The organism is Nevskia soli DSM 19509 (genome assembly GCF_000711955.1).
Classification (GTDB): domain Bacteria; phylum Pseudomonadota; class Gammaproteobacteria; order Nevskiales; family Nevskiaceae; genus Nevskia; species Nevskia soli.
Map to the genome: position 1 here is coordinate 30,389 of NZ_JONR01000006.1, position 24,839 is coordinate 55,227.

Annotated in this window: 23 protein-coding genes; 5 read left to right on the forward strand and 18 right to left on the reverse strand. The window is 63.4% G+C overall.

Annotation, left to right across the window (positions count from 1 at the left end; translation table 11 throughout):
- The first annotated feature begins 15 nt into the window (after positions 1-15).
- Together pdxA and rsmA are read left to right on the forward strand one after the other, a co-directional pair.
- The gene (pdxA, locus tag BP26_RS0102200; protein WP_029918945.1) at positions 16-999 is read left to right on the forward strand and encodes a 4-hydroxythreonine-4-phosphate dehydrogenase PdxA; all 984 of its coding nucleotides are present in this window, start codon (positions 16-18) and stop codon (positions 997-999) included.
- A complete protein-coding gene (gene rsmA / locus BP26_RS0102205; RefSeq protein WP_029918946.1) occupies positions 996-1,787 on the forward strand; it encodes a 16S rRNA (adenine(1518)-N(6)/adenine(1519)-N(6))-dimethyltransferase RsmA in 792 nt (263 codons plus the stop codon). The genes pdxA and rsmA overlap by 4 nt, the downstream gene beginning before the upstream one ends.
- A gap of 115 nt (positions 1,788-1,902) precedes the next feature.
- On the opposite strand, the gene BP26_RS28210 is transcribed toward rsmA, so the two are convergent.
- From BP26_RS28210 to BP26_RS28215, 11 genes are all read right to left on the reverse strand, one after another.
- Positions 1,903-2,253: a DUF3613 domain-containing protein gene (locus tag BP26_RS28210; protein ID WP_084182716.1), complete on the reverse strand. Its 351-nt coding sequence runs from the start codon at positions 2,251-2,253 to the stop codon at positions 1,903-1,905.
- A gap of 17 nt (positions 2,254-2,270) precedes the next feature.
- Positions 2,271-2,933, reverse strand: a complete 663-nt coding sequence (locus tag BP26_RS0102215) for a tetratricopeptide repeat protein (protein WP_169740627.1) — start codon at positions 2,931-2,933, stop codon at positions 2,271-2,273.
- A gap of 23 nt (positions 2,934-2,956) precedes the next feature.
- Positions 2,957-3,898 carry a type II secretion system F family protein gene (locus BP26_RS0102220; RefSeq protein WP_029918949.1) on the reverse strand — a complete coding sequence of 314 codons (942 nt, stop codon included), beginning with the start codon at positions 3,896-3,898 and terminating at the stop codon, positions 2,957-2,959.
- Positions 3,898-4,824 (reverse strand): type II secretion system F family protein, encoded by a 927-nt coding sequence (locus tag BP26_RS0102225; RefSeq protein ID WP_029918950.1) that lies wholly within the window; start codon positions 4,822-4,824, stop codon positions 3,898-3,900. The genes BP26_RS0102220 and BP26_RS0102225 overlap by 1 nt, the downstream gene beginning before the upstream one ends.
- Positions 4,821-6,038 carry a TadA family conjugal transfer-associated ATPase gene (locus tag BP26_RS0102230; RefSeq protein ID WP_029918951.1) on the reverse strand — a complete coding sequence of 406 codons (1,218 nt, stop codon included), beginning with the start codon at positions 6,036-6,038 and terminating at the stop codon, positions 4,821-4,823. The genes BP26_RS0102225 and BP26_RS0102230 overlap by 4 nt, the downstream gene beginning before the upstream one ends.
- A 10-nt stretch (positions 6,039-6,048) precedes the next feature.
- Complete coding sequence (locus tag BP26_RS0102235; RefSeq protein WP_029918952.1) at positions 6,049-7,248, reverse strand: CpaE/TadZ family protein; 1,200 nt, start codon at positions 7,246-7,248, stop codon at positions 6,049-6,051.
- Between the two features lie 29 nt (positions 7,249-7,277).
- Positions 7,278-8,567, reverse strand: coding sequence for a type II and III secretion system protein family protein (locus BP26_RS0102240; RefSeq protein WP_036515953.1), 1,290 nt, complete (start codon positions 8,565-8,567; stop codon positions 7,278-7,280).
- Positions 8,568-8,725: 158 nt separating this feature from the next.
- Positions 8,726-9,718 carry a Flp pilus assembly protein CpaB gene (gene cpaB, locus BP26_RS0102245; RefSeq protein ID WP_084182718.1) on the reverse strand — a complete coding sequence of 331 codons (993 nt, stop codon included), beginning with the start codon at positions 9,716-9,718 and terminating at the stop codon, positions 8,726-8,728.
- 100 nt (positions 9,719-9,818) lie between these two features.
- Entirely contained in the window at positions 9,819-10,298 is a 480-nt protein-coding gene (locus BP26_RS27245) for a TadE/TadG family type IV pilus assembly protein (protein ID WP_084182719.1), read from the reverse strand.
- Positions 10,295-10,759 carry a prepilin peptidase gene (locus tag BP26_RS27250; RefSeq protein WP_051748128.1) on the reverse strand — a complete coding sequence of 155 codons (465 nt, stop codon included), beginning with the start codon at positions 10,757-10,759 and terminating at the stop codon, positions 10,295-10,297. Before BP26_RS27250 ends, BP26_RS27245 begins: the two co-directional genes overlap by 4 nt.
- Before the next feature lie 29 nt (positions 10,760-10,788).
- On the reverse strand, positions 10,789-10,950 hold the full coding sequence (locus BP26_RS28215) for a Flp family type IVb pilin (RefSeq protein WP_084182721.1): 162 nt from the start codon (positions 10,948-10,950) through the stop codon (positions 10,789-10,791).
- A 149-nt stretch (positions 10,951-11,099) separates the two neighbouring features.
- Between BP26_RS28215 and BP26_RS0102265 the strand changes: the two genes are divergently transcribed.
- Positions 11,100-11,927, forward strand: a complete 828-nt coding sequence (locus tag BP26_RS0102265) for a symmetrical bis(5'-nucleosyl)-tetraphosphatase (RefSeq protein WP_029918957.1) — start codon at positions 11,100-11,102, stop codon at positions 11,925-11,927.
- Here the strand turns inward: BP26_RS0102265 and BP26_RS0102270 are convergent.
- Positions 11,883-13,172 (reverse strand): glycosyltransferase family 87 protein, encoded by a 1,290-nt coding sequence (locus tag BP26_RS0102270; protein WP_169740628.1) that lies wholly within the window; start codon positions 13,170-13,172, stop codon positions 11,883-11,885. The two genes, BP26_RS0102265 and BP26_RS0102270, sit on opposite strands and share 45 nt — an antisense overlap.
- Before the next feature lie 183 nt (positions 13,173-13,355).
- Here BP26_RS0102270 and BP26_RS0102275 point away from each other — a divergent pair, with 183 nt between their 5' ends.
- Complete coding sequence (locus BP26_RS0102275) at positions 13,356-14,525, forward strand: glycosyltransferase family 87 protein (protein WP_029918959.1); 1,170 nt, start codon at positions 13,356-13,358, stop codon at positions 14,523-14,525.
- Here BP26_RS0102275 and BP26_RS0102280 read toward each other — a convergent pair.
- The 6 genes from BP26_RS0102280 to rluD all read right to left on the reverse strand — a co-directional run bounded on the left by BP26_RS0102280 (position 14,522) and on the right by rluD (position 23,347).
- Positions 14,522-15,778, reverse strand: a complete 1,257-nt coding sequence (locus tag BP26_RS0102280) for a glycosyltransferase family 87 protein (RefSeq protein ID WP_051748131.1) — start codon at positions 15,776-15,778, stop codon at positions 14,522-14,524. The genes BP26_RS0102275 and BP26_RS0102280 overlap by 4 nt on opposite strands.
- 54 nt (positions 15,779-15,832) lie before the next feature.
- Entirely contained in the window at positions 15,833-17,182 is a 1,350-nt protein-coding gene (locus BP26_RS0102285; RefSeq protein ID WP_051748133.1) for a glycosyltransferase family 87 protein, read from the reverse strand.
- A gap of 199 nt (positions 17,183-17,381) precedes the next feature.
- Positions 17,382-20,267, reverse strand: coding sequence for an efflux RND transporter permease subunit (locus BP26_RS0102290; protein WP_029918962.1), 2,886 nt, complete (start codon positions 20,265-20,267; stop codon positions 17,382-17,384).
- A gap of 40 nt (positions 20,268-20,307) precedes the next feature.
- Positions 20,308-21,324 (reverse strand): WD40/YVTN/BNR-like repeat-containing protein, encoded by a 1,017-nt coding sequence (locus BP26_RS0102295; RefSeq protein WP_051748135.1) that lies wholly within the window; start codon positions 21,322-21,324, stop codon positions 20,308-20,310.
- Between the two features lie 290 nt (positions 21,325-21,614).
- The gene (pgeF, locus tag BP26_RS0102300; protein WP_029918964.1) at positions 21,615-22,382 is read right to left on the reverse strand and encodes a peptidoglycan editing factor PgeF; all 768 of its coding nucleotides are present in this window, start codon (positions 22,380-22,382) and stop codon (positions 21,615-21,617) included.
- Entirely contained in the window at positions 22,379-23,347 is a 969-nt protein-coding gene (gene rluD, locus BP26_RS0102305) for a 23S rRNA pseudouridine(1911/1915/1917) synthase RluD (RefSeq protein WP_029918965.1), read from the reverse strand. Before rluD ends, pgeF begins: the two co-directional genes overlap by 4 nt.
- 131 nt (positions 23,348-23,478) lie before the next feature.
- Between rluD and BP26_RS27255 the strand changes: the two genes are divergently transcribed.
- Positions 23,479-24,834, forward strand: coding sequence for an outer membrane protein assembly factor BamD (locus tag BP26_RS27255; RefSeq protein ID WP_051748137.1), 1,356 nt, complete (start codon positions 23,479-23,481; stop codon positions 24,832-24,834).
- Positions 24,835-24,839 lie beyond the last annotated feature (5 nt).

The following is a 24,839-nucleotide window of genomic DNA, read 5'->3' on the forward strand; positions in this document are numbered from 1 at the left end:
GTTCCCGGTGGCACCATGCCGCGCCTGCTGCTGACGCCGGGCGAGCCGGCGGGCATCGGCCCGGACCTCGCCATCGTCCTGGCGCAGCAGCCGCTGCAGGCGGCGCTTGCCGCCGTCGCCGATCCCGCGCTGCTGCTGGCGCGGGCGCGCCAGCTCGGCCTGCCGCTGCGCATCCGCACGCTTGCTCCCGGCGCATCGCCGCAGCCGCACCAAGCCGGTGAACTGCAAGTGCTGCCGGTGGAACTGTCCGCGGCGGTGACCGCAGGGCAGCTCGACCCGCGCAACGCCCCCTATGTGCTGGAAACATTGCGCCTGGCGGCGACGCAGGTATTGGCCGGCAGCGCGGACGCGCTGGTGACGGCACCGGTGCACAAGGGTGTGATCAACGATGCGGGCGTACCTTTTACCGGCCACACGGAGTTCCTTGCGGAACTGTGCGGCGCGCCGACCCCGGTGATGATGCTGGTTGCGAACAGTTTGCGCGTGGCTCTCGCCACCACCCACCTGGCCTTGCGCGACGTGCCTGCTGCCATCACCCGCGACGGCCTGGAAGCGGTGCTGCGGGTACTGCATCACGATCTGCGGGAGCGCTTCGCCCTCGCCGTCCCACGCATCCTGGTGTGCGGCCTCAACCCCCACGCCGGCGAAGGCGGGCACCTGGGCCGGGAGGAGATCGAAGTGATCGGGCCGGTGCTCGACCGCCTGCGCGCCGAAGGCATGCACCTGACCGGCCCGTTGCCGGCGGATACGCTGTTCACCCCCCGGCAGCTTGCCGAGGGCGATGCGGTACTGGCCATGTATCACGACCAGGGACTGCCGGTGCTCAAGCACGCCGGCTTCGGCGAGGCGGTGAACGTCACCCTGGGCCTGCCCATCATCCGTACCTCGGTGGACCATGGCACCGCGCTGGACCTGGCCGGCAGCGGCCGCGCCGAAGCGGGCAGCCTGGAAGCCGCCGTGCAACTGGCGCTGCAGCTGGCGCGCGGAGCCGGCGCATGAGCCAGGATCACAACGCCAAGAAACGCTTCGGCCAGCATTTTCTGCACGATCCACAGGTGATCGATCGCATCGTGCGCAGCATCAACCCGCAGCCGGGCGAGGTGGTGGTGGAAATCGGCCCCGGCCTGGGCGCCCTGACGGTACCTTTGCTGCGGCGGCTGGAGCGGCTGCACGTGGTGGAGATCGACCGCGACGTGGTGCCGCATCTGCTCGCCGTGTGCGGCGAAGCACCGGGCCTGCAATTGCACATGGCCGATGCGCTGAAATTCGACTACGGCAGCCTGGCCCCGGCGGGCACGCAGTTACGGCTGGTCGGCAACCTGCCCTACAACATCTCTACGCCGCTGCTGTTCCACCTGCTGCAATTCGCACCGCAGGTGCGCGACATGCACTTCATGCTGCAGAAGGAAGTGGTGGACCGCCTCACTGCCGTGCCCGATACGGACGACTACGGCCGCCTCACCGTCACCGTGGCGGCACGGGCCCAGGCCGACTACCTGTTCGGCGTCGGCCCCGGCGCCTTCAATCCACCGCCCCGGGTGGACTCGGCCGTGGTACGCATCACCCCGCGTCCGCCGCCGTTCGCCATCGACGACCTGCGCTGCTACGACGAACTGGTCACCGCCTCGTTCTCGGCACGGCGCAAGACCCTGGCCAACGGCCTGCGCAGACTGCTGCCGGCCGAGGAAATCAGCGCCTTGGGGATCGACCCGCGGATCCGCGGGGAAACACTCTCGCCGGCGCAGTTCGCGCTGCTGGCCAATCGCTGCCACGCACTGCGCGGCTAGAACGCTGCGCCGCAGCCGATCGAAGAACTGCTCGCCGACAAGAAATAAGCACCCAAACAAAAGCCCGCACAGCAGTGCTGTGCGGGCTTCCTGGACCTGATCGAACCGCTTGTCGTTATTTGCTGGTGCCGCCGCCGCCACCGGAGACGCTGAAGCTGTCCGATTCGTACCGCTCCGGAATCGGATGGGTGAAACTGGTCAGGTAGCGCTGATAGACCAAGGTGGCAGCCTCGCCCGGCATCGGCCGTTCTTCGGTGACCGCAGACACGCCGCTGGTCTGGGTGGCAAGCCAGAAACGGGTTTGCGAACCGAAACCCTGTCCTTGCACCGGTGCCGCCGCGGACGTGGCAGCGGGAGCAGGCGCCGAGGTGTCGGCAGAAGGCGTAGTGGCCTCGGACTGGGCCGAGGCAGAAAATGACGCCGCGAACGGCAAAGTGCAGGCTGCAACCATCATCCATCCACGCATATCGCTCTCCTTTCCCTCTAGCCGGCAGCCTTGGCTGCCTTGGCATTCTGTTTGGCCCGAATCGACTGCGCGGAATCGCGCAACTGCTGCATCTTTTCCGGCGTCACGCCCGTTTTCTGCCTCAACCGCTCTGCCGCCCCCTCATTGCCCATCAGCATCATCAGCTCGATGAGGTTGTAGCGACTCTTCAACTGAGTCGGCGCCAATTCGGCAGCTGTGGACAGCTGCGGCACAGCTTCAGTATAGCGTCCCGCCTCCATCAAGGCATAGCCTAGATCGTTACGGAAATCAACATCGGTCGGGGCCCGCTCAACGGCACTGCGCAGGTTACGGATGGCGCCGTCCAAGTCGGTCGCCACGTACAGCAGGCCCAGCCCGTGGTAAGCCTGCCCGGCATAGCGGGTGTTCAGCAGCTTGCGATACAGCGCGTCCGCCTGGGGCTGCTGCCCCAGGTGGCTGCGGGCGTCCGCCTCCAGCAGGCTCAGTTCATCGTTGGTGCCGCTGCGCTTCTGGTCCTCGATATGCGCGAGAGCCGCGTAATACTGCCCCTTGTCCAACATCTGCTTGATCAGGTCCGCGTGGATCGCGTTTTGATCGAGATGGGGCGCTTCCTGGTTGTCCAGCTTGTCCGCCGAGGCGGAGCCGCCGTGGACCGTAGTGCAGGCCGCCAGCAAGAACACCGGCGGCAGAACCCAGAAACACCTCATAATCCCTTGAGGGCCTTGATGATCGAAACGAAGGCCGGCCCGGCGACGAACAGCATCAAGCCCGGGAAGAAGAACGTGATCATCACTACGGTCATGCGCCCCGAAAGAATATTGACCCGCTCGCGCAGATCCAGCGCCTGCCGTTCTTCGATCACCTTCAGCGCATCGTGCAGGGGTTCGCGGATTTCACCGCCGTAACGATCCACCTGGCGCATCACGCCGAGGATGGAGGTAAGGTCATCCACCTTCAGCGTTTCACTGAGCGTATGGAGGGATTCGGAACTGTCGGCTCCCGCCTCGATTTGCCGCAGGACCACCTGGACCTCGCGCCCAAGCTCCGGCAATACACCTCCGCCCTCGCGTACCAGGCTGGCGAATGCCTGACGAGTGGAGAGACCAGCGTCGTAGAGCATGACCAGCAAGTGCACGAACAAGGGCACTTCCTTGCGGATGCGCTGGCAGCGTGCGTTCGCGATGCTGCGCAATATCATGCGCGGGATCAGCATCGACAGCACCACGGCGCCGGCGATTACGACGTAAACCCAGGGCGGCTCGAAATATTCATTCTTGACGAACAGCCAACCGGCAATCGCCAACCCGACCAATACCACAGGCACCAGCGCCTGCAGCACGTAGTAACCCACACGCGATTGCGTATCCCGCCAACCGGCCTGGATCAACAGGCGGGTGGATTCGCTGCCCTCGCTGTCCACGAACTGATCGATCGCCCGCCCGCGCCGGGCGATGCCCTGCAGCACGGGCCGGGTGCCGGCATTGGCGAAGTCATCCTCCGCCGGCGAGACGTCGCCGCCTTCGAGGCGGCGCTGGATGCGGCGCTCGCTCTGCGAGGAGAAAATCAGCAGGATCACGCCCAGTACGGCAATGATGCCGAGAAAAATTGCGAGCGCCACTACCGTGGCGTAGACATTGGCACTCATCAGTCGTCATCTCCGATCGAGTTGACCATGCGCCACAGGACGATCATGCCTATGACCACCCAGATGACGCCGCCGATCAGCACTTTCTTGCCGGTCGCATCGTGCCACATCGCATCGTAGAACTGCGGATTGGTCAGGTAGATATACGTCGTCAGGCCCACCGGCACGAAGGCCAGCACCATTGCCGAAAAGCGGGTTTCGGCGGTCAGGGCACGCAGTTCCCTGGCCGCGGTGCCGCGCTGGCGGATCGCGAGGATCAGGCTCTTCAGCACGCCGCGCAGGCTGCCGCCGTAGCGACGATTGACGCTCGCGGCGAGCGACAGCACCTTGACGTCGCGCAGGTTGTACAGTCCGCCCGCTTCGGCCAGCACCTGGTCCACCGGCGCACCGAGCTTGATCTGCCGGCCGACACTGACGAACAGCGGGCGCAGGGGATCGTCACTCTCGCGCGCCGCGAGAACCAGCGCTTCTTCCAGGGAGTTACCGGCTGACATGACGCGGATCATGTTTTCCAGAAATCCGGGCAACTGCTCGATGATCTTGGAGCGCCGCCGGGCCGCACGCTGCACCAGCACCAGATAGATCACCAGCAGCGTGCCGATGTTGATCGGCAAGCCCACAACAGGGCCAGCGACCATGAAGACAAGCACCAGGAATACGAGCAATCCGAGCAGCACCAGGACTATTCCACGGGGCTGGATCTCGGAACCGCCGCGCCACAGCAAACGACTGACCCAGCGCACGCCGGGGATGGCCATTTCGGGGCTGTCGCCGGCGGAAAGTGTCGTCGGCCGCTCGGTGCCCGCCTGCAAACGGGTCAGTACTTCTTCCGAACGCTCCTGGCCCCGCGCCATGGAAAAAAGCCAGGTTGCCACGCCGAGAAAGGCCAGCGCCACCGCCACCACGACGATCAAACTGATACTCATGCGGCCTCCCGGAGATCGACATGCCGACCGCTGTCCGCTTCATAGCGGAACAGGTCGCGCATCACCAGCTCGCGCCCCTGTAGTCCCAGCACTTCGGTGATTGAAAGAACCTTGCGCTGCCCGCTCGGCAGGCGCGATACCTGCACCATCAGATGGATGGCGGCGGCAATCTGTCCGCGCAACGTGGTTTCGCCGCCGGTATAGCCGGCGAACCCGGCCAGCAGCTCGATACGATGCATGGCGTCGCGCACGCTATTGGCATGCAGCGTGGTCATGGAACCGTCATGGCCGGTATTCATCGCCTGGAGCATGTCCAGCACTTCATCGCCGCGCACTTCGCCGACGATGATGCGGTCCGGTCGCATTCGCAGGGCGTTGCGTACCAGGTCGCGGGCGCTGACGGCGCGCTGCCCCTCCAGATTGGGAGGCCGGGTTTCCAGGCGCACCACGTGGCCATGCTGCAAGCGCAACTCCGCTGCGTCCTCCACCGTGACGATGCGTTCGCCCTGCGGAATCCATTGACTGAGAAGGTTGAGAAAGGTGGTCTTGCCCGAACCGGTGCCGCCGACCACGATGAGGTTGGTCCGCCCTTCCACCCGCTTGCGCAGGTACTCCAGTTCGACCGCGGTAATGGTGCCCATTTTGAGCATGTCATCCGCGGTCAACGGAATCTTGCGGAATTTGCGAATCGATAGGCAGGGGCCATCCAGCGCGATGGGCGGGATGATGGCGTTCACACGCGAACCATCCGGCAGTCGCGCATCGACCATGGGGGTCGATTCGTCGACGCGGCGCCCCAACGGCGCCAGGATGCGTTGGATGACACGGATGACGTGATTGTCGTCGTTGAACCGCACCGGCGCCGAATACAGCTTGCCGGCACGCTCGATGAAGATGTTCTGTGGGCCGTTGACCACGATATCGTTGACGCTATCGTCCTCGATCAGTTGCTGGATCGGCCCATACCCCATCAATTCATTGCGGGCATCGGCCACCAGGGCCTCGGTCTCGCGCTGACTCACCGGCAGCCGCTCGTCGATGACGAAGCGCTTGACCTGTTCCGCAACGAAACGGTCCAGCCTGTCCGCCGGCCAGGTATAGATATCGAGGTTTCGTTCCTCGATCTGGACGATCAGATGCCGATGCACGCTGGACTTCAGCGTCTGATACTGGTCGGAAAGCCGGAAACGCTCGATTTGATCGGAGTTGCTCATGCGCGAGGCCCTAGCCGCCTCTCAACCGGTCCAGGAAACCCTGCTGGGGCACCGCGATCGGCTGGCCCGAAAGCACGGAAGCCGCCAGCTTTTTCACACCGACGGCATAGGGATCCTTGCGCGCCAGTGTAAAAAGAGGCTCGCCTGAATTCATCGACACGGCGCGATTGGACGGATCGCTTTGCAGCGCCGCAAACAGCGGCAATTCGAACAACTCGGCCAGATTCGTCGGTTCGAGGCCGAGGCGACGACGGTAATCGTCGACGACCAGGCCGGCACGGTCCAGCGAACAGCCTTCAAGGCGCAATGCGCGCAACAGATGCTTGTTGTGCCGGGAGCGGAGAATCGATTGATCCGAAAGCAACAGCAGGCGTTCGGCGTCATTGGCCACACCGACCAAGGCCGACAGCGGCAGATGCCCATCGATCGCCACCACGACATGGCTGAACAGGCTGCGGAACACCTGCAGCAATTTGAGCAACTCGCCGGAATCGATGCTGGGCTGGCCGAGGAGATCCTCGGGCATGCTCAATACATACAGGCCGCTGCTGTGCTTGGCGAAAGCCGTGTCCACCAGGCTCTGATCGCAACGATAGGCATCGTTGATGGCCTCGAGGGCGCTGTATGTCGCGTTGATGTTGAGGAAGATCGCCGCCGCACCGGCCGGGGCCGCGATATCGAACAGCAGCACCCGCTCGGTCGGCCCCACCAGTTCGAGCATGGCCAGCGCCAGATGCTCGGCCAGGAAGGCGATGCTCTCGCCGGGATGGGCCGACAGCACACCGTACAGTTTCCCGGTTTTCTGCACTGCCGCCTGATTGGCCGCGCCGGGCACGCTGCTGCGCCGCAGCAGACGTCCGATCTGCACGCTCAGGGTGGCATCGTCCCGACGCAGGACGAAGAAGTCTCGCGCGCCGGACCGCATCGCCGCCAGGACCCATTGCGGATTATCGTCCGCGCCCAGACCGACCACCGGAATTTGCCAGTGCCGTTCGAGAAAGCGCTCGACCAGGGCGGCGCGCTGCGCAACCTCCTGGCTGTCGAACTCGACGAAAAGTACGTCGACGCGCCCGCGCGCTTCGATCAGCGCCACCACGTCCTGGCCACCGGTGGGCGACAGCAGCGCCACATCCATGGTGGCACCTGCTGCGTTCTGCAACCAGACCTGGTAGACCGGATCGCTGGATACGACGACCGCTTGCGTTTTCATCGCGGCTCCCCGCGTCGTCGTAGGGGCAATCAGCGGCTATACCCCTGGATGGTGTCGGGCTGCCCGAACTTGCCGGTCTCCATGAACATGGTGTGTGCGAAGCTGGGGTTGTACTGCTCCAGAGAGGTGCCCGGAAGCTCCGGCAGCGGGGCATCCTTGACCATCGGACGAACCAGATGCGGCGTGACCACCATGATCAATTCGCGATCGTTGCGGCTGACGCTGGTGTTGCGGAAGAAGGCGCCGATGACCGGCACGTCGCCGATCCAGGGAACCTTGCTGACGCTGTTCTTCAGCGTATTGCTGACCAGGCCGCTGATGACGAAGGTCTCGCCGTCGCCCAGTTCAACCATGGTATCGGTACGCCGCACATTCAGGCCGGGGACGGTGATGCCGTTGATGCTGATGCCGTTGGTGTAGTCCAGTTCGCTGACTTCAGGCGCGACTTTCAGGGCGATGCGGTTGCGCGCCAGCACGGTCGGCGTCAGGTTCAGCCGAATGCCGAATTCCTTGAAGATGATGGTGATGGAGTTGCCGCCGGTGCCACCGCCGTTCTGCACGGTAGGGAACGGAAATTCGCCGCCGGCCAGGAAACTGGCTGTCTGCCCGCTCATTGCGGTCAGGCTGGGCTCGGCCAACGTGCGCGCCAGGCCTTTGCTCTCCAGAACGCTGATGGCGCCGAGATACTGGTTGCTGGCATAGACGAAGTTGAATGCGCTGGCGATGGGCAGAAAGCCAGTCCCACTGACGATCTGGTTTCCCGAGGTTGAGGAGTTACCACTGGCGGCCGATCCAATGCTGCTCAGGCCGCCAGGTGTGAATGCGCCCATGACTCCGGTCGAATTGGCATGCGCGAAGTTGATGCCGAACTCCTGCAGCGCGGTGCGGCTGATATCGACAATCTTGACCTGGCTCAACACCTGGGTGTCCACCGCCACCGTAGTGTGATCCGCCACCACCTGCGCAGTTCCCTTGCCGTCACCGGAAGTAGTGGTGCCGACTCCTGCCGCCAGCACCGCATCGCGATGCGCCAGCAGATCCGCGGTGCTGCCGCTGATGCTGCGGCTGGAAACCTGCACCTTATAGGTGAGCGGCTGCGCCTTGGCATCGCGACTCCAGATGATCAGGCTGGTGACGCCATTGACCTTGCCGTTGAGCAACAGCTCGCGGCTGTTGATGACGCTGACATCGGCGATTTCCGGATTGGCCACGGCCACACGCCGGATCGGCTGCTTTTGACGCAGCAGCTGCTGCGTCCCCACATCGATCACCACGGTGTTCTCAACCGTCTGGGCCGCCGGAGTCTGGGCCGAAGCCATTCCCGGGGTGCCACAAATCGTTACCGTCAGGGCCAGGAGCCCTGCCTTGAAGACGTATCCGACGCTTTGCGGCAATCGCATTATCGTTTCCCTTTGCTGCGTCTGTTTCCGGGCTTCGCCTACCGACACACCGCACTCCCCGACATAGGCTTTGGCTTTCATGGGTACACCGTCGAGGCTTTCGAGCCGTGATAGATCACGATGCCCTGCGGAGCGCCCTTGGCGGGATGCGGCGGCTTGAGCCGCGCCAATTCGGCCGAGGTATAGGGTTGGTCCGGCAGCGGCTGGTCAATACCCGGTTTGACCGCGGCCACCGCGGCAGGCGCCGCTTGCGGCAGGCTGCCCCCGGAAACCGGCGTCGGTGCCGCGGCGGTGGTATCGGGTTGCGGCCCCGCCGGCGCTTGCGCGGCGGCGGCCTGGGTCTGCTCCGTAACCTGGCCGTGCAAGGCCAGGCGCACTTCGCCCATGCTCGCACCCAGCATGACGCGCGTCACTTCCTGGTCCGGCACGGCCACTACCACCGTACGCTCGCGGCGCTGCTGTTGTTGCTGTTGCTGCTGCTGGCTCTTGGTGTCCGCGCCCGCCGGGGGCGTCACGATATGGTCGTCGGAAGCCAGCACCAGGGCATCCTTGAGCAGGATGCGCGCCTGCGCCGGGTCGACCTTGTTGCTTTGATCGTTGCGCAGGTAGATCAGCACGTCGACGATATCGCCCGGCCGCACAAAACCACCGACGCCGATGACATCGCTGAGTACCAGCGACACTGCCTTGGAGCCAGCCGGGACGATCTTCGCCAATTGATTGTTTTCTTTGAACAATCTTGGAGTGATTGGCGTGCCGGCGTCGATGTCGATCAGGGGTGTGCGCCCTGCCACGTCGTCGAGGTTGGCGTAATAATCCTTGGGTGCCACGTCCGCGCTCACCACCTTCAGCGAGCCCCGATCGATCGGCAACCCGGCCAGCAGGGGCTGCGTGGCAACCACGACCTGGATTTGGGGGTTGACGGCCCCCTGCACCTGGGCCTGGACCTGCTGGGTCGCCTTGTTGGCGCTATCCGCATACTCGTGGCTCATGCGGTAACCGACGATAGCCAGGATGACCGCCAATACGACAAAGACGGCCGCTATGATTTTAATCAGATTACTGCTCATCCCCTAGCTTCTCCCTTACCCTTAAACCACAAGACCGCGTGTAATTAACTGTAATTACATCGATTTAAGCACACATGTTCAACTGAAGCCACGCAATTACTTACGTATATGCCACAGCGCAGGCGAGCAGGGCCGGCGGCATGTAGGGAAAACTCGGCAGGCCGGGCAAGTTGAGCGCCGCAAAAAGACCTGCAGTGGTGAAATTGACCTGCACCGCGAAAGTCCCTGCGGGAACGACGCATCCCGGGGCGGCGCTCGGAATGCTGAGACGCCCCTTCTGCGCCGGCGGCAACCAGCCCAGAGCGTTATTGACTGCCAGTGTGGCATTGGCCAACTTCGCCGCGGTGGTTGCCCCCGCCGGGTCGGTTCCGGTGGTGATCGGAATCGTCGCCACAGCGGCTTGCGCACCCTGCTGCGCGGCGAAATTGAGCGATTGCTGCAGGACGTAAATATAGGAATAAACGATGCCGCCATAAACGATGGCGAGCATGATCGGAAACACCAAAGCGAATTCGACAGCGGCCGCACCGCTTTGCCCGGAAAACGGGCGAGTCAAACGTAACCCCGAAAACCTGTTCATAAGCCCCAGCCCGGCAATAGGTAACTACCTGAGATCACCCAGAGGAATCCTACAACAAGCGCAACTGCTGCGGGAAGGCGTGAAGCGTGAACCGGGTCTGATTTGCGCAACGCGAACAGCGCTGCGATCAGTCCCAAGGCAAACGCCCCGACCACAAATGCCTTGAAAGCGCCTCCAGCTCCCAGCAAGAAACCCAGCAGCCCCGACAGCTTGACGTCTCCTGCCCCTACCTTGCCGAGCATGTACCCCGGCAGATAAGGCAGGGCGCCGATACCGAACCCGATCAGACTTTGTTCGATACCGACGCCCAGCAAACCATGCCGAACCACTGGAAACACCATGATCGCCGGCACAGCCACCAACACCAGGAGCGTATTGGGAACGCGCCGTTGCCTCAAATCAAAAGCGGCAACGGCGAGTGCCCAGACCGCGAGCAGACCTGCGATCCAAGGCTCTATCAAGATGGATCGCTTGGCCTGTTACGGGGGTATTAGACGTCCGCGCCGACGGAGGTGAACAGGGCGCTCAGATCGCTGCCGAGCAGCTTGGCGCCGACGACCATGATCAGTGCAACGAAGACGATAATGAGGGCATACTCGGTGGCAGAAACACCCTCTTCCTTACGCAGAAACGAAACCATTTTGTTCAGCATGACAAGCACTCCTGATTAGTGAAAACGAGTCCGCACGACTCGTGAATTAAAGTATGTCACCCCAGGGTGGGTGTCAAAGTGACTCGCAGGTGCCATTTGTACCGCTCGTCGGTTTATGCAACCTGATTCACCATTACCGGAAATGCAGCATGTCCACCTACGTGATCGGCGACCTGCAAGGTTGCTACGACCCTCTGCGCCGCCTTCTCGATCTCTTGCATTTCAACCCCGCGGAGGATCGCCTGTGGTTCGCCGGCGATCTGGTCAACCGGGGCCCCCAATCGCTGTTGACCCTGCGCTACGTCCGCGGACTCGGATCCGCCGCACTGACGGTTCTCGGCAATCACGATCTGCACCTGCTGGCGGTAGCCAATGGCGGCCGCAAAGGCAAACGCGACACGCTCGAAGAGGTGCTGACAGCGCCGGATCGCGACGAGCTGCTCGATTGGCTGCGCCGGCAGCCCTTGCTGCAGGAAAGCGGGGATGGAAACACGGCATTGCTGCACGCCGGACTTCCCCCGCAATGGGATCTGGCCACGGCGCGTGCCTGCGCGCGCGAAGTCGAAGCCGTGCTGCGCAGCGACGATTATCTCGAACTTCTCAAGCACATGTATGGCGACGAGCCGCTCACGTGGGACGCGAGCCTGAGCGGGATCCGGCGCCTGCGGTTCATCGTCAACTGCTACACCCGGCTCCGTTACTGCGATCGGGAGGGTCGTGCCGATTTCGGCCCCAAGGGCGCTCCAGGAACCCAGGGCGAGGGCCTGTTACCGTGGTTCGCGATACCGCAACGCCGCAGCCGCGGCACCACGCTGCTGTTCGGCCACTGGTCGACGCTGGGGCGCATATATTGGCCTGACGACGATGTCTATGGCCTGGATACCGGCGCAGTCTGGGGAGGAAAGCTCACTGCGCTGCGTCTGGAGGATCGCTCACTGTCCGCCGTCGAGTCTCCCCGTTACAGCGATATCGAGTGAGCCGGAAGGGGCAGATGCGCCTGTTTCCGCGTGCACCCTGCGTAGCAACATGAGCAGGAAGGCCAGCATGATGAAGGGAGCAAACTGCAGCCCCAGGATCGAATGAATCGGCACCAGCAGGATCGGTAGCAGCCAGAGCAGCACCAGGGTTTCGCGCTCCCATGCACGCCAGCCATGACGGGCCGCGTAGCCGCAAAACCAGGCCAGCGCCAGCGCCAGCCAGGCCAGATCGTAGTCCACGATATAAGGGCTGATGAGCAGCGAGCCCACAACCAGCACTGCCGCGCGCAGCGAAAATTCTCCGCATTTCCGCCAGGTCCAGACAACCGAAGCCGCCACCGCCAATGCTGCCAATCCATGCAGTGCAAGGGCCGGAGCGTACGGCACTCCCAGCAACCGCAGGAAAGAGAAGATGGTAGGCGTTACCGTCAACAGATCCGTAGCCTGCGCAGCCCAGGCCGAGAACACAGGCAAGCCATGTAGGAAAGCCCGTAGCGAGTCGATGCCCAAGACAGCCGTGCTCAGGCCCAGGAAAACGATCGCCGTGACGGTTGCCGCGCCCAAGGCGCGCCATTCGCGACCGCAAATCAGGGCAATCGGCAACAACACGCCGAGCTGGGGCTTGATGGTCAGCAAGCCCACGAACATCCCTGCCCACAGCGGACGCCGCTGCTGCAGGAGCAGTAATGCGGCGCCCATGAGGGCAACCGTCAGCAATCCGTTCTGTCCCTTGAACAGATTCACCGCCACCGCGGGAAATCCCAGCAAGAGCAGCCAACTGCCCGGCGTGACAAGGCGTTGCGTCAGCAATATTCCATGAACCGCGGTGAGATAGCCGAGCAAGGTCACGGCCATGAACAGCAGATAGGACGGCAACAGAGACAGCAGCGCCAGCGGCAACACCAGCAGATAAAAAGTCGGAGGGTAAATCCATCGGCATACCCCCTTGTATCCAGGCAAAGCCGTGCGCTCTGCTTCCACGATGGATTCCAGTTCATAGGCCTTCGCTGCGTCTCCCGTCAGCGCTATATGCGAAGCTCCCCAGAAGGCTAGGAAATCAGGGCGCAGCGAATGCCCCGTGGAATCGGTGCCATGAGGGTAATGCACCACCGCGAACACACCGAGCATCAGGTAGATCGCCAGGAAAGCTGCGGCATACAGGCTCAGCCGCGCCGGCCGCAGCCAATGACTTTGCCCGGCCCATCCGCTACCCTGCTGATCGTTGTTTTTCAGTTTGGTGGCCATGGGTCCCATCACGTTTCAATCCAAGCGAAACCGGCAACGATGATCCGAAGCAAAATCATTGCTTCATTCCCGAATGACATCGACGCTCACGCAGGCACTCCGCAGCCAATAGTTACTGCCAGACTAGCACGCCTCCACTTGAACACAGTCCACACAAAACCATAACGCGGACCGGAACCCGGCATGGCCCCGCAAACACGCCCTCTGATCATCTTGTCCGGTATCGTCCTTGCGCTGTCCGCCGCAATGTCGGGGGCATATCTCTATTTTCTGGCCCACGCTGGCAATACCTTCAACGACTTCTTCGTATTCTGGGCAGCGGCCCGACAACTGCAGCAAGGCACCTTACCGGATGTATACAACGCCTTCGGCTTCCAGACCTTCATGCAGAGCCTGACCCCGGAGACATTGACACCCCACCCGTTCGTCTATCCTCCCTATACGGCACTGCTGTTTTGGCCATTCGCGGTGTTGCCGTTTCATACCGGCCTGCTTGTCTGGAACGGGCTTTCACTTTTGCTTTACCTGCTCGCGGTGCGGCATGCGTTACGGCCGCAAACAGCCTTCGCCTGGGCCGTGCTGATCGCCCCCGCAACCATGGTCAATCTGACCTTCGGCCAGACCGGCCTGCTGACCAGCGCCCTGACCATTTTCGGATTCAGCCTGCTGAACCGGCGTCCTGCAATTGCAGGCTGTGCATTGGGCCTGCTGGCGATCAAACCACAACTTGCGTTTCTACCGCTGCTCGTACTCCTCACTACGCGCAACCGCAAGGCCGTTACCATCGCTGCCATTACCGTATCGCTCATGACAGCCGCAAGCCTCGCCGTCTTCGGAACGGAGGCCTGGTCGGCATGGCTGCTGTCGCTGGACAGGTTCTCCGGCAACCTCCCCGACTCAAGCAGTCATCACCAGAATGGCGTGACCATTTATTTTGCACTGATCACCCTGGGGACAAACCGGCATGTAGCCATGGCTGGACAGGTTGCCGTCCTTGCAGCGGTGCTGTGGGCCGTGACTCGCGCGCTGCGAAAGACTCCCAATGATCCCGCTGCTACGATGGCCGCATTGATCAGCCCTTTATTGGCCACACCCTACGCCCTGATTTACGACCTACCCGTACTCAGCGTCGTGTGTCTCATGCTCATTCGCGAAAGGCCGGGCGCTGGATTCAGCAACTGCCAACTGCTGGCCATGACAGCCGCGTGGTGTCTTCCATTGGTCGTGTTCGTAGCCCGCACCCAGGCCGGAATTGTCGCCCCCGCGGTAATGGCCACCCTGTTCGTTCTTGTCTTGAATACCCTTCGCACGAATTCAAAACCAAGGCTCGAAGAGAATCCGAAGAATATTTAATCCCCAGCCGCTACCTGGGTCGGGGGCACGCATGCCGCATGGGCGAAGACCCTGCGCAGAATCGTCAAAAACAGGCCCAGCAAAAGAAATGCAGCCAGCTGCACATGGCAAAGCCTGTAAACCGCAACCAGACACATCGGCAACAACCAGGCTGCCACGAGCATTTCCCGCTCTCCACGCAACCAGCCGTATCGCAAGCCATGTACAGCCATCCAAGTGATCGGCAAAGCCAGCCATACCAGATCGTAGTCCAGCAAATAGGGACTGGCCAGCAGGGAGCCGGTCACCAGCGCTGCCGAGCGCAACCCCTGATCGGGGCACCGCAACCATATCCAGCCCACAGCCACAGCAACACCGGCGGCCACCGTTCCGTGCACGGCATAGGCAATCCAGGCCGGCGCGCCGAGCAGATGAGCAAGGGAAAAGAAGCTGGGGATCTTGATCATCAGATCAGGGTCCCCGACTGCCAGATCTGAAAACCTCTGCATGCCTGCAAGAAAAGCACTCAGGGTGTCGGTGCCAAGTACTGCAACGCTAACTGCCAGCAACAACAGCGAAGTCAAAGTCGCATAACACAGGACCCGCCAGTGGCGTCCGCAGATCAACGCTATCGGCAGCAACAAACCCAGATGTGGTTTGATGGTCAGCAATCCAATCAATACTCCCGCCCAAACAGGGCGCGAAGTCAGCAGCAGCAGGGCTCCTCCGATCAACGCGGCTGTCAAAAAGCCATTTTGGCCCTGTACGAAATTGATGAACCCACCTGGAAAGGCCAGCAACAACGCCAGACTGCCGGGTACGGCGATGATCTTGCGCACCACACCGATATAAGCCGCGAAAGTCGCCCCGAGGAATGCGAAATAAGACAGGAAGTACGGGAGTAGCGACAGCGGAAGGATCAGCAGATAAAACGTCGGAGGATACAGCCAGGGATTCACCGAACGGATTCCCGGCATGACCGCCCGCTCTTCCCGCACGATCGAAGGCAGGTCATAGGCAGCAGCCGGATCTCCGGAAAGCGCCAGATGCGAAGCCGACCAGAAGGTGATGAAATCGTAACCCAGGGGTTTCCGGTAGTGGTCTATCCCATTGTGGGACATGGACACCCATATGACTGCACCGATCAGATACAGCGCGATGAATATGCGCGGGTAGGCGGCAAGTCGACCCTTGTTCAGCCAATGCTGCTGCACGGCAACCTCGCAGAGGAAATCACAGTCCTGGATGCCCGGCCGGATTTCACCGGCATGCAACTCGATGGCATATGCCCTGGGTGCGAGCCGACAACAAGCATGAGGACGGACGGCTCAGTCACGTCGCGCCCAGGCTACCGGGTGGAGAACGGCGCGGCGACACCCCCGAAAACACGATACGGCATCGGCATATCGTCGCGCCTGAAAGCGAACAGACTGGGCGGGAAAGCGCCACTCAAACTCTGCCGGACCGCCTTCACCTCGCCAATGGTCATACCTAAGATCTTCGCGGCCCCTGCGCAACAGCAATAGGAAAAATGCCAGTAACAGTAACGGGGCAAACTGCTGGTGAGACAGATAATGTAGGGGAATCATCGCCCCGGGCAAGAGCCAGACCGCGACCGCGAGTTCTCTTTCTCCACGTCGCCAGCCCCGCTGCAAGGTGTAATCGACGAACCAGGCCAGCGCCGGCACCAGCCACATGAGGTCGTAGTCGAACAGGTATGGACTCATTAACAGAGTCCCCACGAGCGCGGCGGCAGCGCACAGGGCCGGATTCGCGCGCCGCCACCACATCCAGGCCACGGCCGCCGCCACGGCAACAGCTACCGCACCATGCGCAACATAGGCAAGCGACTGAGGAACGCCCAGCGTGAAGAAAAAAGCGTAGAACGTAGGCATCTTGTGCAAAGGCAGAGACCCATTGCCCAGTCCAGCCGCGACCACCGGCAATCTCGCCAGAAAAGCCGGCAGCGTGTCGAAACCAAGCACGGCCAGACTGAGGCCGAGAAACAGGACCGCAGTGAGGACGGCAAAGAACAACGCGCGCCAATGCCGCCCACACAGCAGGATCACCGGCATCAACAGGCCCAGGTGCGGCTTGATGGTCAGCAAGCCGATCAACACGCCGGCCAGCGCCGGGCGTCGCCTCAATTGCAGCAGGGCACCGGTGGCCAGGGCGGCTGTCAGAAAGCCGTTCTGCCCCCCGCCCACGTTGACGAAAACACCGGGAAAGGCCAGCAACGGCAGCAAGGCCTCTCGTCGATGCAGAATCTGCCCGACAAATCCCAGGTAAAGCCCGAATGTAGCGATCAGGAACACAGCGAGAGAGAGGAAATAAGGCAGCAGCGCCAGTGGCAGTATCAGTAGGAAGAACGTGGGCGGATATACCCAGGGGCTAGGCGCTGAAAAGCCGGAATCCGGCAACGCGGCTTTTTCGGCCTGGAAGTTCAGAAGTGGATCGTAGGCGTCGACCGCGTGGCCGGAAAGGGCCAGATGGGAAGCGCCCCAGTACTGCATGAAATCACAGCCGAAGGGAAAACCCCGAGGGTCGATGCCGTGGGGCATCTTGAATACCACATAGATTCCCAGGAACAGGTACACCACCAGCAGGGCCGTAGAGTAAACAACCAGCCTTTTTCCGTTCAGCCAATGTCGTTCCATAAATCCCTGGACCCGCAGCATCGGATAAGGCCGCAGCTCAATCGCAACATGGGAACCATGCCGTGAGCTTCGGCCGCCACCACAACATGGCGGCCGAATATGCACAACATCGCTCGCAGGACAGTTCGGTCTGGAACATCCCTTACCGCATCATTGGCCGACCACCATCCGGACCGAAGAGTGCCGCGCGATCACCGGTCCGGACTGCCGCATGCCTAACCTAGTGCCGCGACACCATCACCGGCTTCTCCCCCGGCGCCAGCTTGCGCGGCGTCAGCAGGAACGAGGCAATGGCAGGCAGGATCAGGATCGCGCCGAACATGTTGGCGGTGAACATGAATACCAGCAGTTTGCCCATGTCGCGCTGGAACTGCAGGCCGGAGAACAGCCAGGTGGCGACGCCGAAGCCCAGGGTGATGCCGGTGAACACCACCGCCTTGCCGGTCATCTTCAGGGTCTTGAAGTAGCCTTCCTTGAGCGAGTAGCCGCCAGCGCAGGCATCGGCCAGCGTGGCGTAGACGTAAATGCCGTAGTCCACGCCGATACCCACCGCGAGGGCCACAACCGGCAGGGTGGCGATCTTCATGCCGATGCCGAGCACCGCCATCACCGCGTAGGCCAGCCAGGACACCAGGGCCAGCGGCAGCATGATGCTGACCAGGCTCTGCCACTCGAAGAACGACAGGTAGACGCAGACGATGATGGCGAGGTAGACGTAGAGCAGGATGCGCTTCTCCAGCTGCTCCACCAGCTCGTTGGTCGCCGCCATCACGCCGACGTTGCCGCTGGCCAGGGCGAAGTTGACCGGGCACTCCTTGTCCATGCCCTTGAGCTTGTCGTCGGCGTCGCTCAACTTCTTCTGCTGGTCGGCGATGCCCGAGTCGGCATTGACCTGTTCGTCGCCCAGGCCCCTCTTGTGCAGCAGCTCGGTCATGTGCTGCAGCTTCATCTTCTGCGTGCCCAGGTCGCGGCGGGCCTCGTTCTTGGCGTCGCAGTACTTGGCGTCGACGTCCTTGTGCGTCTCGAAGAACTCCTTCGAATTTTCCGCGTTGAACGCCGTCACCTGGTCCACCACCCGGTTGATGGTGGTGGCGCGGTGATCGCCCAAGAAGGTCCAGATCGGCATCGCCGAGCAGGACTCGTTGAGCATGCCGGTGGGCGGCGAGATCGGCTTGATCGCCTGCCCCAGCGCGTCCTTGTTGCGCGCCAGCACGTAGAACTTGGGACTGCCCTCGACGAAGATGCTGTAGACCAGCCGCGACAGTTCCGGCAGCGACAGGGTCGACTGCACGCCCTGGGTGTTGTCCAGCTTCCACGACAGGCCGTAGATCTGGTCCATCACGTCGGCCTTGATGCAGGCGTCGGCATCGGTCTCGGCGATGACCTTGATCAGGTCGGTGCCCAGCGCGAAGTTGGAGACGATGGCGGCATTGTCGTTGTTGTAGCGCGAATCCGGCACCAGTTCCGGCACGCCTTTCTGGCTGTCGCCGATCTGCAGGTCCTTGCCCTTCCACAGGCCCCAGCCCAGCAGCACGGCGCAGATCACCAGCGCGGTGACGGCCGGCTTCGGATTGGTCATGTTCGAAAGCAGGCGCCAGAAGCCGTCGAAAATGCTGTCGCGACGGTCCTGCTTGGCCTTGAACGCCTTGGGATCGCCGACGCCGACCCAGGTCAGCCAGATCGGCATCATCACCTTGTTGGTGATGATGATGGCGGCCATGCCGAGGCAGGCGTTGAGCGCCATCTCCTGGATGATGCCCACCGGGATCAGGCCGATCATGGCGAAGCCCGCCACGTCGGTCATGATCGCCATGGTGCCGTAGATGGCCAGGCGCCGCCAGGTGAACAGCGAGGCGTCGAAACTGTTGCGGCCGTTGTCGGCGATCTCGCCGACCCAGGCGTTGACGTACTGCACGCCGTGCGACACCGACACCGCCAGGATCAGGAACGGCACCAGGATGGCGAACGGATCCAGGCCCTTGCCGAGGAGGTGCAGCAGGCCGAATTCCCAGATCACCGCGGTGATCGAGCACACCAGCGGCAGCACTGCCAGCTTGAAGTTGCCGACGTACAGCCACAGCAGGATCATGGTCATCACCAGCGTCAGCAGGAAGAACAGCACCACTTCCTGCGTCGCGTCGATGACGTCGCCCACCACCTTGGCGAAGCCGACGATGTGGATCTCGATGTCCGGCGTGTAATCGTCGTTCTTCACCTGCTCCACGTCGAGCAGGCGGCCGTGGATCTGCACGTCCACGGCGGAGCCGTCGTCCAGGTGCTTGGCCGCGGTGAAATCGGTGATCCAGCGCTTGTATCCCGAATACGGCACGTAGCCTTCGGTGACCACCTCGCCCTGCTTGAACAGCACATCGCCGTCCTTGAACGGGCTGTTCACTTTGCGCTTGTAGTCGCTGCCGACGACGATGTCGTGCTTGGCCTTGTAGATGAACTTGTCGGGGCTGGCGAAATGCCCGCGCACCTTGTCCTCGATCAGATTGGCCACCTGGCCGTAGTCCAGCTTCTCGCCGGTGACCGGGTCGATTTCCAGCAGGTCGGCCTGGACGATGGCGCCGTGCTGGTTGTTGGAAACCAGGCGGCCGATGATGTTGGCCTTGCCGACATGGTCCTTGACCTTGGCCAGCATCTCCGGCGTGGCGTCGGCTTCCGCCGGGTAATCCGCCGGAATCACGTTGGTGCCGAAGAAGCCGCCCTCGACCACTTCGATATAGGTGACGTTGGGAGTGAACAGCGACTGCACCTGCGAACGGTCGATATGCGGCAGGAAGAACACCGCGTCGGTGACCTGCTTCAGGCGGTGCAGGAACTTGCTGTTGTAGATGTCCCCGTCCTTCTGCATCAGCGCCACCAGGATGGTGTTGGCGCCGCCGAACGACTCCTGGTACTGCTTGTACACCTGCATGTAGGGATGCTTCAGCGGGATCGACTTGTCGAACCCGGCGTCCGGCTGGATCAGCGCCGCTTCCCACAGGAAGAAGGCGGTGATCACCAGCAGGATGCCCATGGTGAGCTTGCGCCGCGCATAGATCAGCGGCTCGATGGCGCGCAGGATCTTGTGGGCGCGGGACTCGGGTGCGGAATCGCTCATAGGTGGGTCTCCCCGGCTTCCAGTTGGTCTTGTTATGGGCTTATTGCAGGCTGTCGAGGTGCTGGATGCCGGATTCGCCCACCAGCACCAGTCCGCCCTTGAACGGCACCACGTCGGAGTAAGGGGTGTCGCCCGGGCTCTTCAGGTTGCGCGCCTTGCCGGTGGCGGTATCGACGATCTGGATGATGCCGTTGAGGCCCACCATCGCCACCGTGGTGGCGTCCACCGATTCGCAGCCGAACAGCGAGGTCTGCGCGGTGGTGTCGATCTTCTGCCACTTGCCGCCGCGCACGTCGGTCGTGAGGTAGGCATTGCCGCGCAGGCCGCACAACAGCGCGCCCTTGGGCCCCACCGGCACCGCGCCGAAGAAGGTGCCCTCGTAGGGCGACTTGGGCTTGGTCCAGGTCTTGCCGCCGTCGGTGGACAGGCCCAGCATGCCCTGCTCGCCGACGACGAACAGGTCGCCGTTATTGAGCTTGCGGATGCTGTACAGGTGCAGTTCGTCGCCGCGCACCGCCGGCGCCGTCACTTCACCCCAGGTGCCGCCGCCGTCCTCGGTCTTGTAAAACAGGCCGTAGGCGCCGACCGCGTAAGCGTGGTCCTTGTCGATGGCCAGCACGCTGAGGAAGGGCTTCTCCAGTTCGGGCTGGAAGTTCTGCAGGGTCCAGGTCTTGCCGCCGTCGCCCGTGTGCAGCACCACCGCATCGTGGCCCACCACCCAGCCGTTCTGCTTGTCGGCGAAGGACACCGCGCTCAGCGGCGAGCGCACCGGCACCTCCAGCTGCGCCCAGTTGCGGCCGTCGTTGGAGGCGAGGATCTCGCCGTGGTCGCCCACCGCGATCAGGTGCTCGCCGGTGTTGGCCACGCCCATGATCAGGGCCTGCGCGGCGCGGGGCATGATCTCCGCCGGCCGCGGCTTCACCGACACCGGCACCGTGGCGGGGGCATCGGCGGCGGCACCCTGGCCGGCAGGCTTGTCCTGCGCCGACGCGGCAAGGGTGAACGCCGCGCATGCGGCAAAGCCCAACGCGCCCAGCAAGCTGGTCTCGGTTTTCATTCTTCTCGCACCTCTAGGGCCAGTGGTCAGTCCGGTCTTTTGACGTCCCCGCCGCACTGCAAGGTGCGGCGTGCGCGGGTTGGCGCCAGACGATGCACTCATTGCCGGACGCTGAGCGCAATCGCGCAGATGTATCAAACCCATCTGCACCCGGCAAGGGAAACATCAGGAAAATCGGCTGCGGCACCACGCGCGCTAATGGTGATCACGTTCGATTATTGGCCGGCAATAGTCAATGGCCGCGATGATAAATATTGCCCGATCCCGCGCCTGATTACCCGCCGGAAGCGTCATGAAGGCGCGCCCGGTTCCAGCCAGATCAATGCCGCCATGCGGCCGGTGACCCCGTCGCGGCGATACGAGTAGAAGCGCGCCGGATCGGCGTGCGTGCTGAGGCCGCCGCCGGAGACCTGGCTCACCCCGACTTGCGCCAGGCGCATCCGCGCCAGCGCGAAGAGGTCGGCGTAGTGCTTCCCCGCCACGGCGCCCGCGCGGAATGCTCCGGCCGCCGCGGCATCGGCCGTGACGAAAGCCTCGCGCACTTCCTCGCCCACCTCGAACGCCTCCGGTCCGATCGCCGGGCCGAGCCAGGCCAGCAACTGTCCCGGCGGAACGCCCATGGCGGCCACGGTGCGCTCCAGCACGCCGCCGGCCAATCCGCGCCAGCCGGCATGGGCCGCGGCCACCACCGTGCCGGCGCGATCGCAGAACAGCACCGGCATGCAGTCCGCCGCCTGCACCGCGCAGACCACACCGGGCTCGAAGGTAAAGCTGGCGTCGGCCTCCGGATCCGGCGCCGCTTGCGGCATCTGCACCGCCCGCACGCCGTGCACCTGCCGGATCCAGCAGGGCTCCGCCGGCAGGCCCAGGGCCTGGCGCACACGGCGGCGGTTCTCGCTCACCGCGGCGGAGTCGTCGCCGCTGCGTCCCAGGTTGAGACTGGCGTAGACGCCCTGGCTGACGCCACCCAGGCGCGTGGTGCAGGCCGCGCGCACCCGCGCCGGCGCGGGCCACTCGGGAAACAGCAGGTCGAGTGAACCGGCCGCTGGATCGCTCATGGCTTGCGCTCGGCGGCGCGCAGGCGCGCCAGCAATTCCTGTATGTCCGCCGGCGGCTCCGCCAGGAAGTGCCGCTCGCTGCCGTCTTCCGGATGCTGCAGGGTCAGCTCTCGCGCATGCAGGGCCTGGCGCGGGAACACGCGCAGCGCGGCGCGCAGTCCTTCATCCATGCCGACGCCGCGCACCACCTGGCCGCCGTAGACGCTGTCGCCGACCACCGGGTGGCGCAGGCTCGCCATGTGCACGCGGATCTGATGGGTGCGCCCGGTTTCCAGCCGCACCCGCAGCAGGGTGTGGAAGCGGAAACGCTCCTGCACCCGGTAATGGGTGACGGCGCGGCGGCCATCGTCGACCACCGCCATGCGCACCCGGTTGTGCGGATCGCGGCCGATGGGGGCGTCGACGGTGGCGCCGGAGACCACTTCGCCGTTGACCAGGGCGTCGTACTCCCGCTTGATCTGGCGTGCCGCCATCGCCGCCACCAGGCGGGTATGCGCCGGCAGGGTCAGCGCCACCACCAGCAGGCCGGAAGTGTCCTTGTCGAGACGGTGCACCAGCCCGGCGCGTGGCACCGTGGCGGTCTGCGGAAAACGGTGCAGCAGGGCGTTCTGCAAGGTGCCGTCCGGCGCCCCGGCGCCGGGGTGTGCGATCAGGCCCGGGGGCTTGTTGATGATCGCCAGCGCCGCATCGGCGTAGACGACATCCAGGGTGATTGCCTGCGCTTCCGCGGATCCATTGGCGTCCGGCGCTATCGGCCTCAGCTGCAGCTGGTCGCCGCCGCGCACCAGTTCACGCGTACGCGCCGCAACGGCGCCGTTGCGGGTCAGCAGGCCCTGCTCGATCCAGCCCTGCAGGCGCCCCCGCGAATACAGCGGAAACAGCTTGGCGGCCGCGGCGTCGAGGCGCGCGCCGTCCAGTTCCGCCGGTACTTCGGCGTTCTGCGGGGCACTTTCCCGATCGGCAATGGTCACAAATCAATTCGCCTTAACAGAAAGGGGCCGAAACCTTGGGCTATACTCGGGATTGCTTTCACCGCTTGCTCTTATCCATCAGAATGACAATCCTTCTTTCCTCGCCCTCTTTTGGGCGGCTGGCGTTGCTGGCCGCGATTGGCCTGTTCGTCGCCGGCTGCAGCTCCAATCCCGACAAATCCGACCGTCCGGAAAATCCGTTCAAGACGGCCCAGGAAGGTCCCGGCGGGACGAAATCGCCGCTGTCCGACCGCGAACTGCGGCAGCAGGCGGAGGAATTGTATCGTCATGCGCGCGAAGCCCTGAACAATTCGGACTACGGCATCGCCATCACGCGCTACGACGCGCTGATCGCACGCTACCCCTTCTCCGACTATTCCACCCAGGCGGAGATGGAGAAGATTTACGCGCAGTACAAGAGCTACAAGTCGGATGAGGCCATCACCGCGGCGGACCGTTTCCTGCGTGCGCATCCGCGCCATCCGTCCGCCGACTACATCATGTACCTGAAGGGCGTCACCGATTTCGAGCGCGACCAGAGCGTGCTCGAAAACCTGATGCCGAACAGCTCCAAGCGCGACATCGGCAACGAGCGCCGCGCCTTCGAGGATTTCGCCCTGCTCGTGCAGCGCTACCCCAACAGCAAATACATCGGCGATGCCCGCCGCCGCATGATGTATTCGCGCAACCGCATCGCCGACCATGAGCTGTCGGTGGCGGAATTCTATGTCACCCGCGGCGCCTATGTCGCCGCCGCCAAGCGCGCCACCGACATCATCACCGAGTATCCCGGCGCTCCGGCCACCGCCGATGCCCTGAAGATCCTGCAGCGCAGCTACGCCAGGATCGGCCTGGACCAGGAAGCCAAGGACACCGCCGCCGTCATCGCGATGAATTCGGACAAGGTGGATTTCACCAACGCGCCGAAACCCGGCACCGTAACCGCAGTTGAAGCGCCGGCGCCCAAGGCCCAGAGCGCCGGCCAGGCCGGTGTTGCAGCGGACGATCAGCAGCCGGCCCCCAGCCACGGCTTCATGTCCCGCTTCGCCAGCATCTTCGGCATCCTCGATACCACCAAGCCGGAACACCAGCGCACCTATGTCATCGGCGGCGATACCGCCGCCGCGCCGGCCGATGCGAACGCTGCGGCCGGCGGCACAACTGCGGCGGGTACCGCGGCGGCAGGCACGGCCGCCGCCGCCAAGCCGACCACCATCACCAGCAACGTCAGCCTGACCGTCGAATATCCTCCGGCGGCGACCGACGACACGACCCAGGCCAAGCCCAAGGATGCGCCCGCCAAACCGGCCGAGCAGGCCCAGCAGGCGGCCCCGCAGCAGGAAAAGCCGGGCTTCCTCACCTGGTTCGCCGGCCTGTTCTCCTTCCTGGATTTCGGCAAGCACGACGAACCCGCGCCCGCGCCGCAGCAGCCGACCGACGCCAAGTCCGGCGCCACCACCAACGCCGACACCGGCAAGTGATTAGT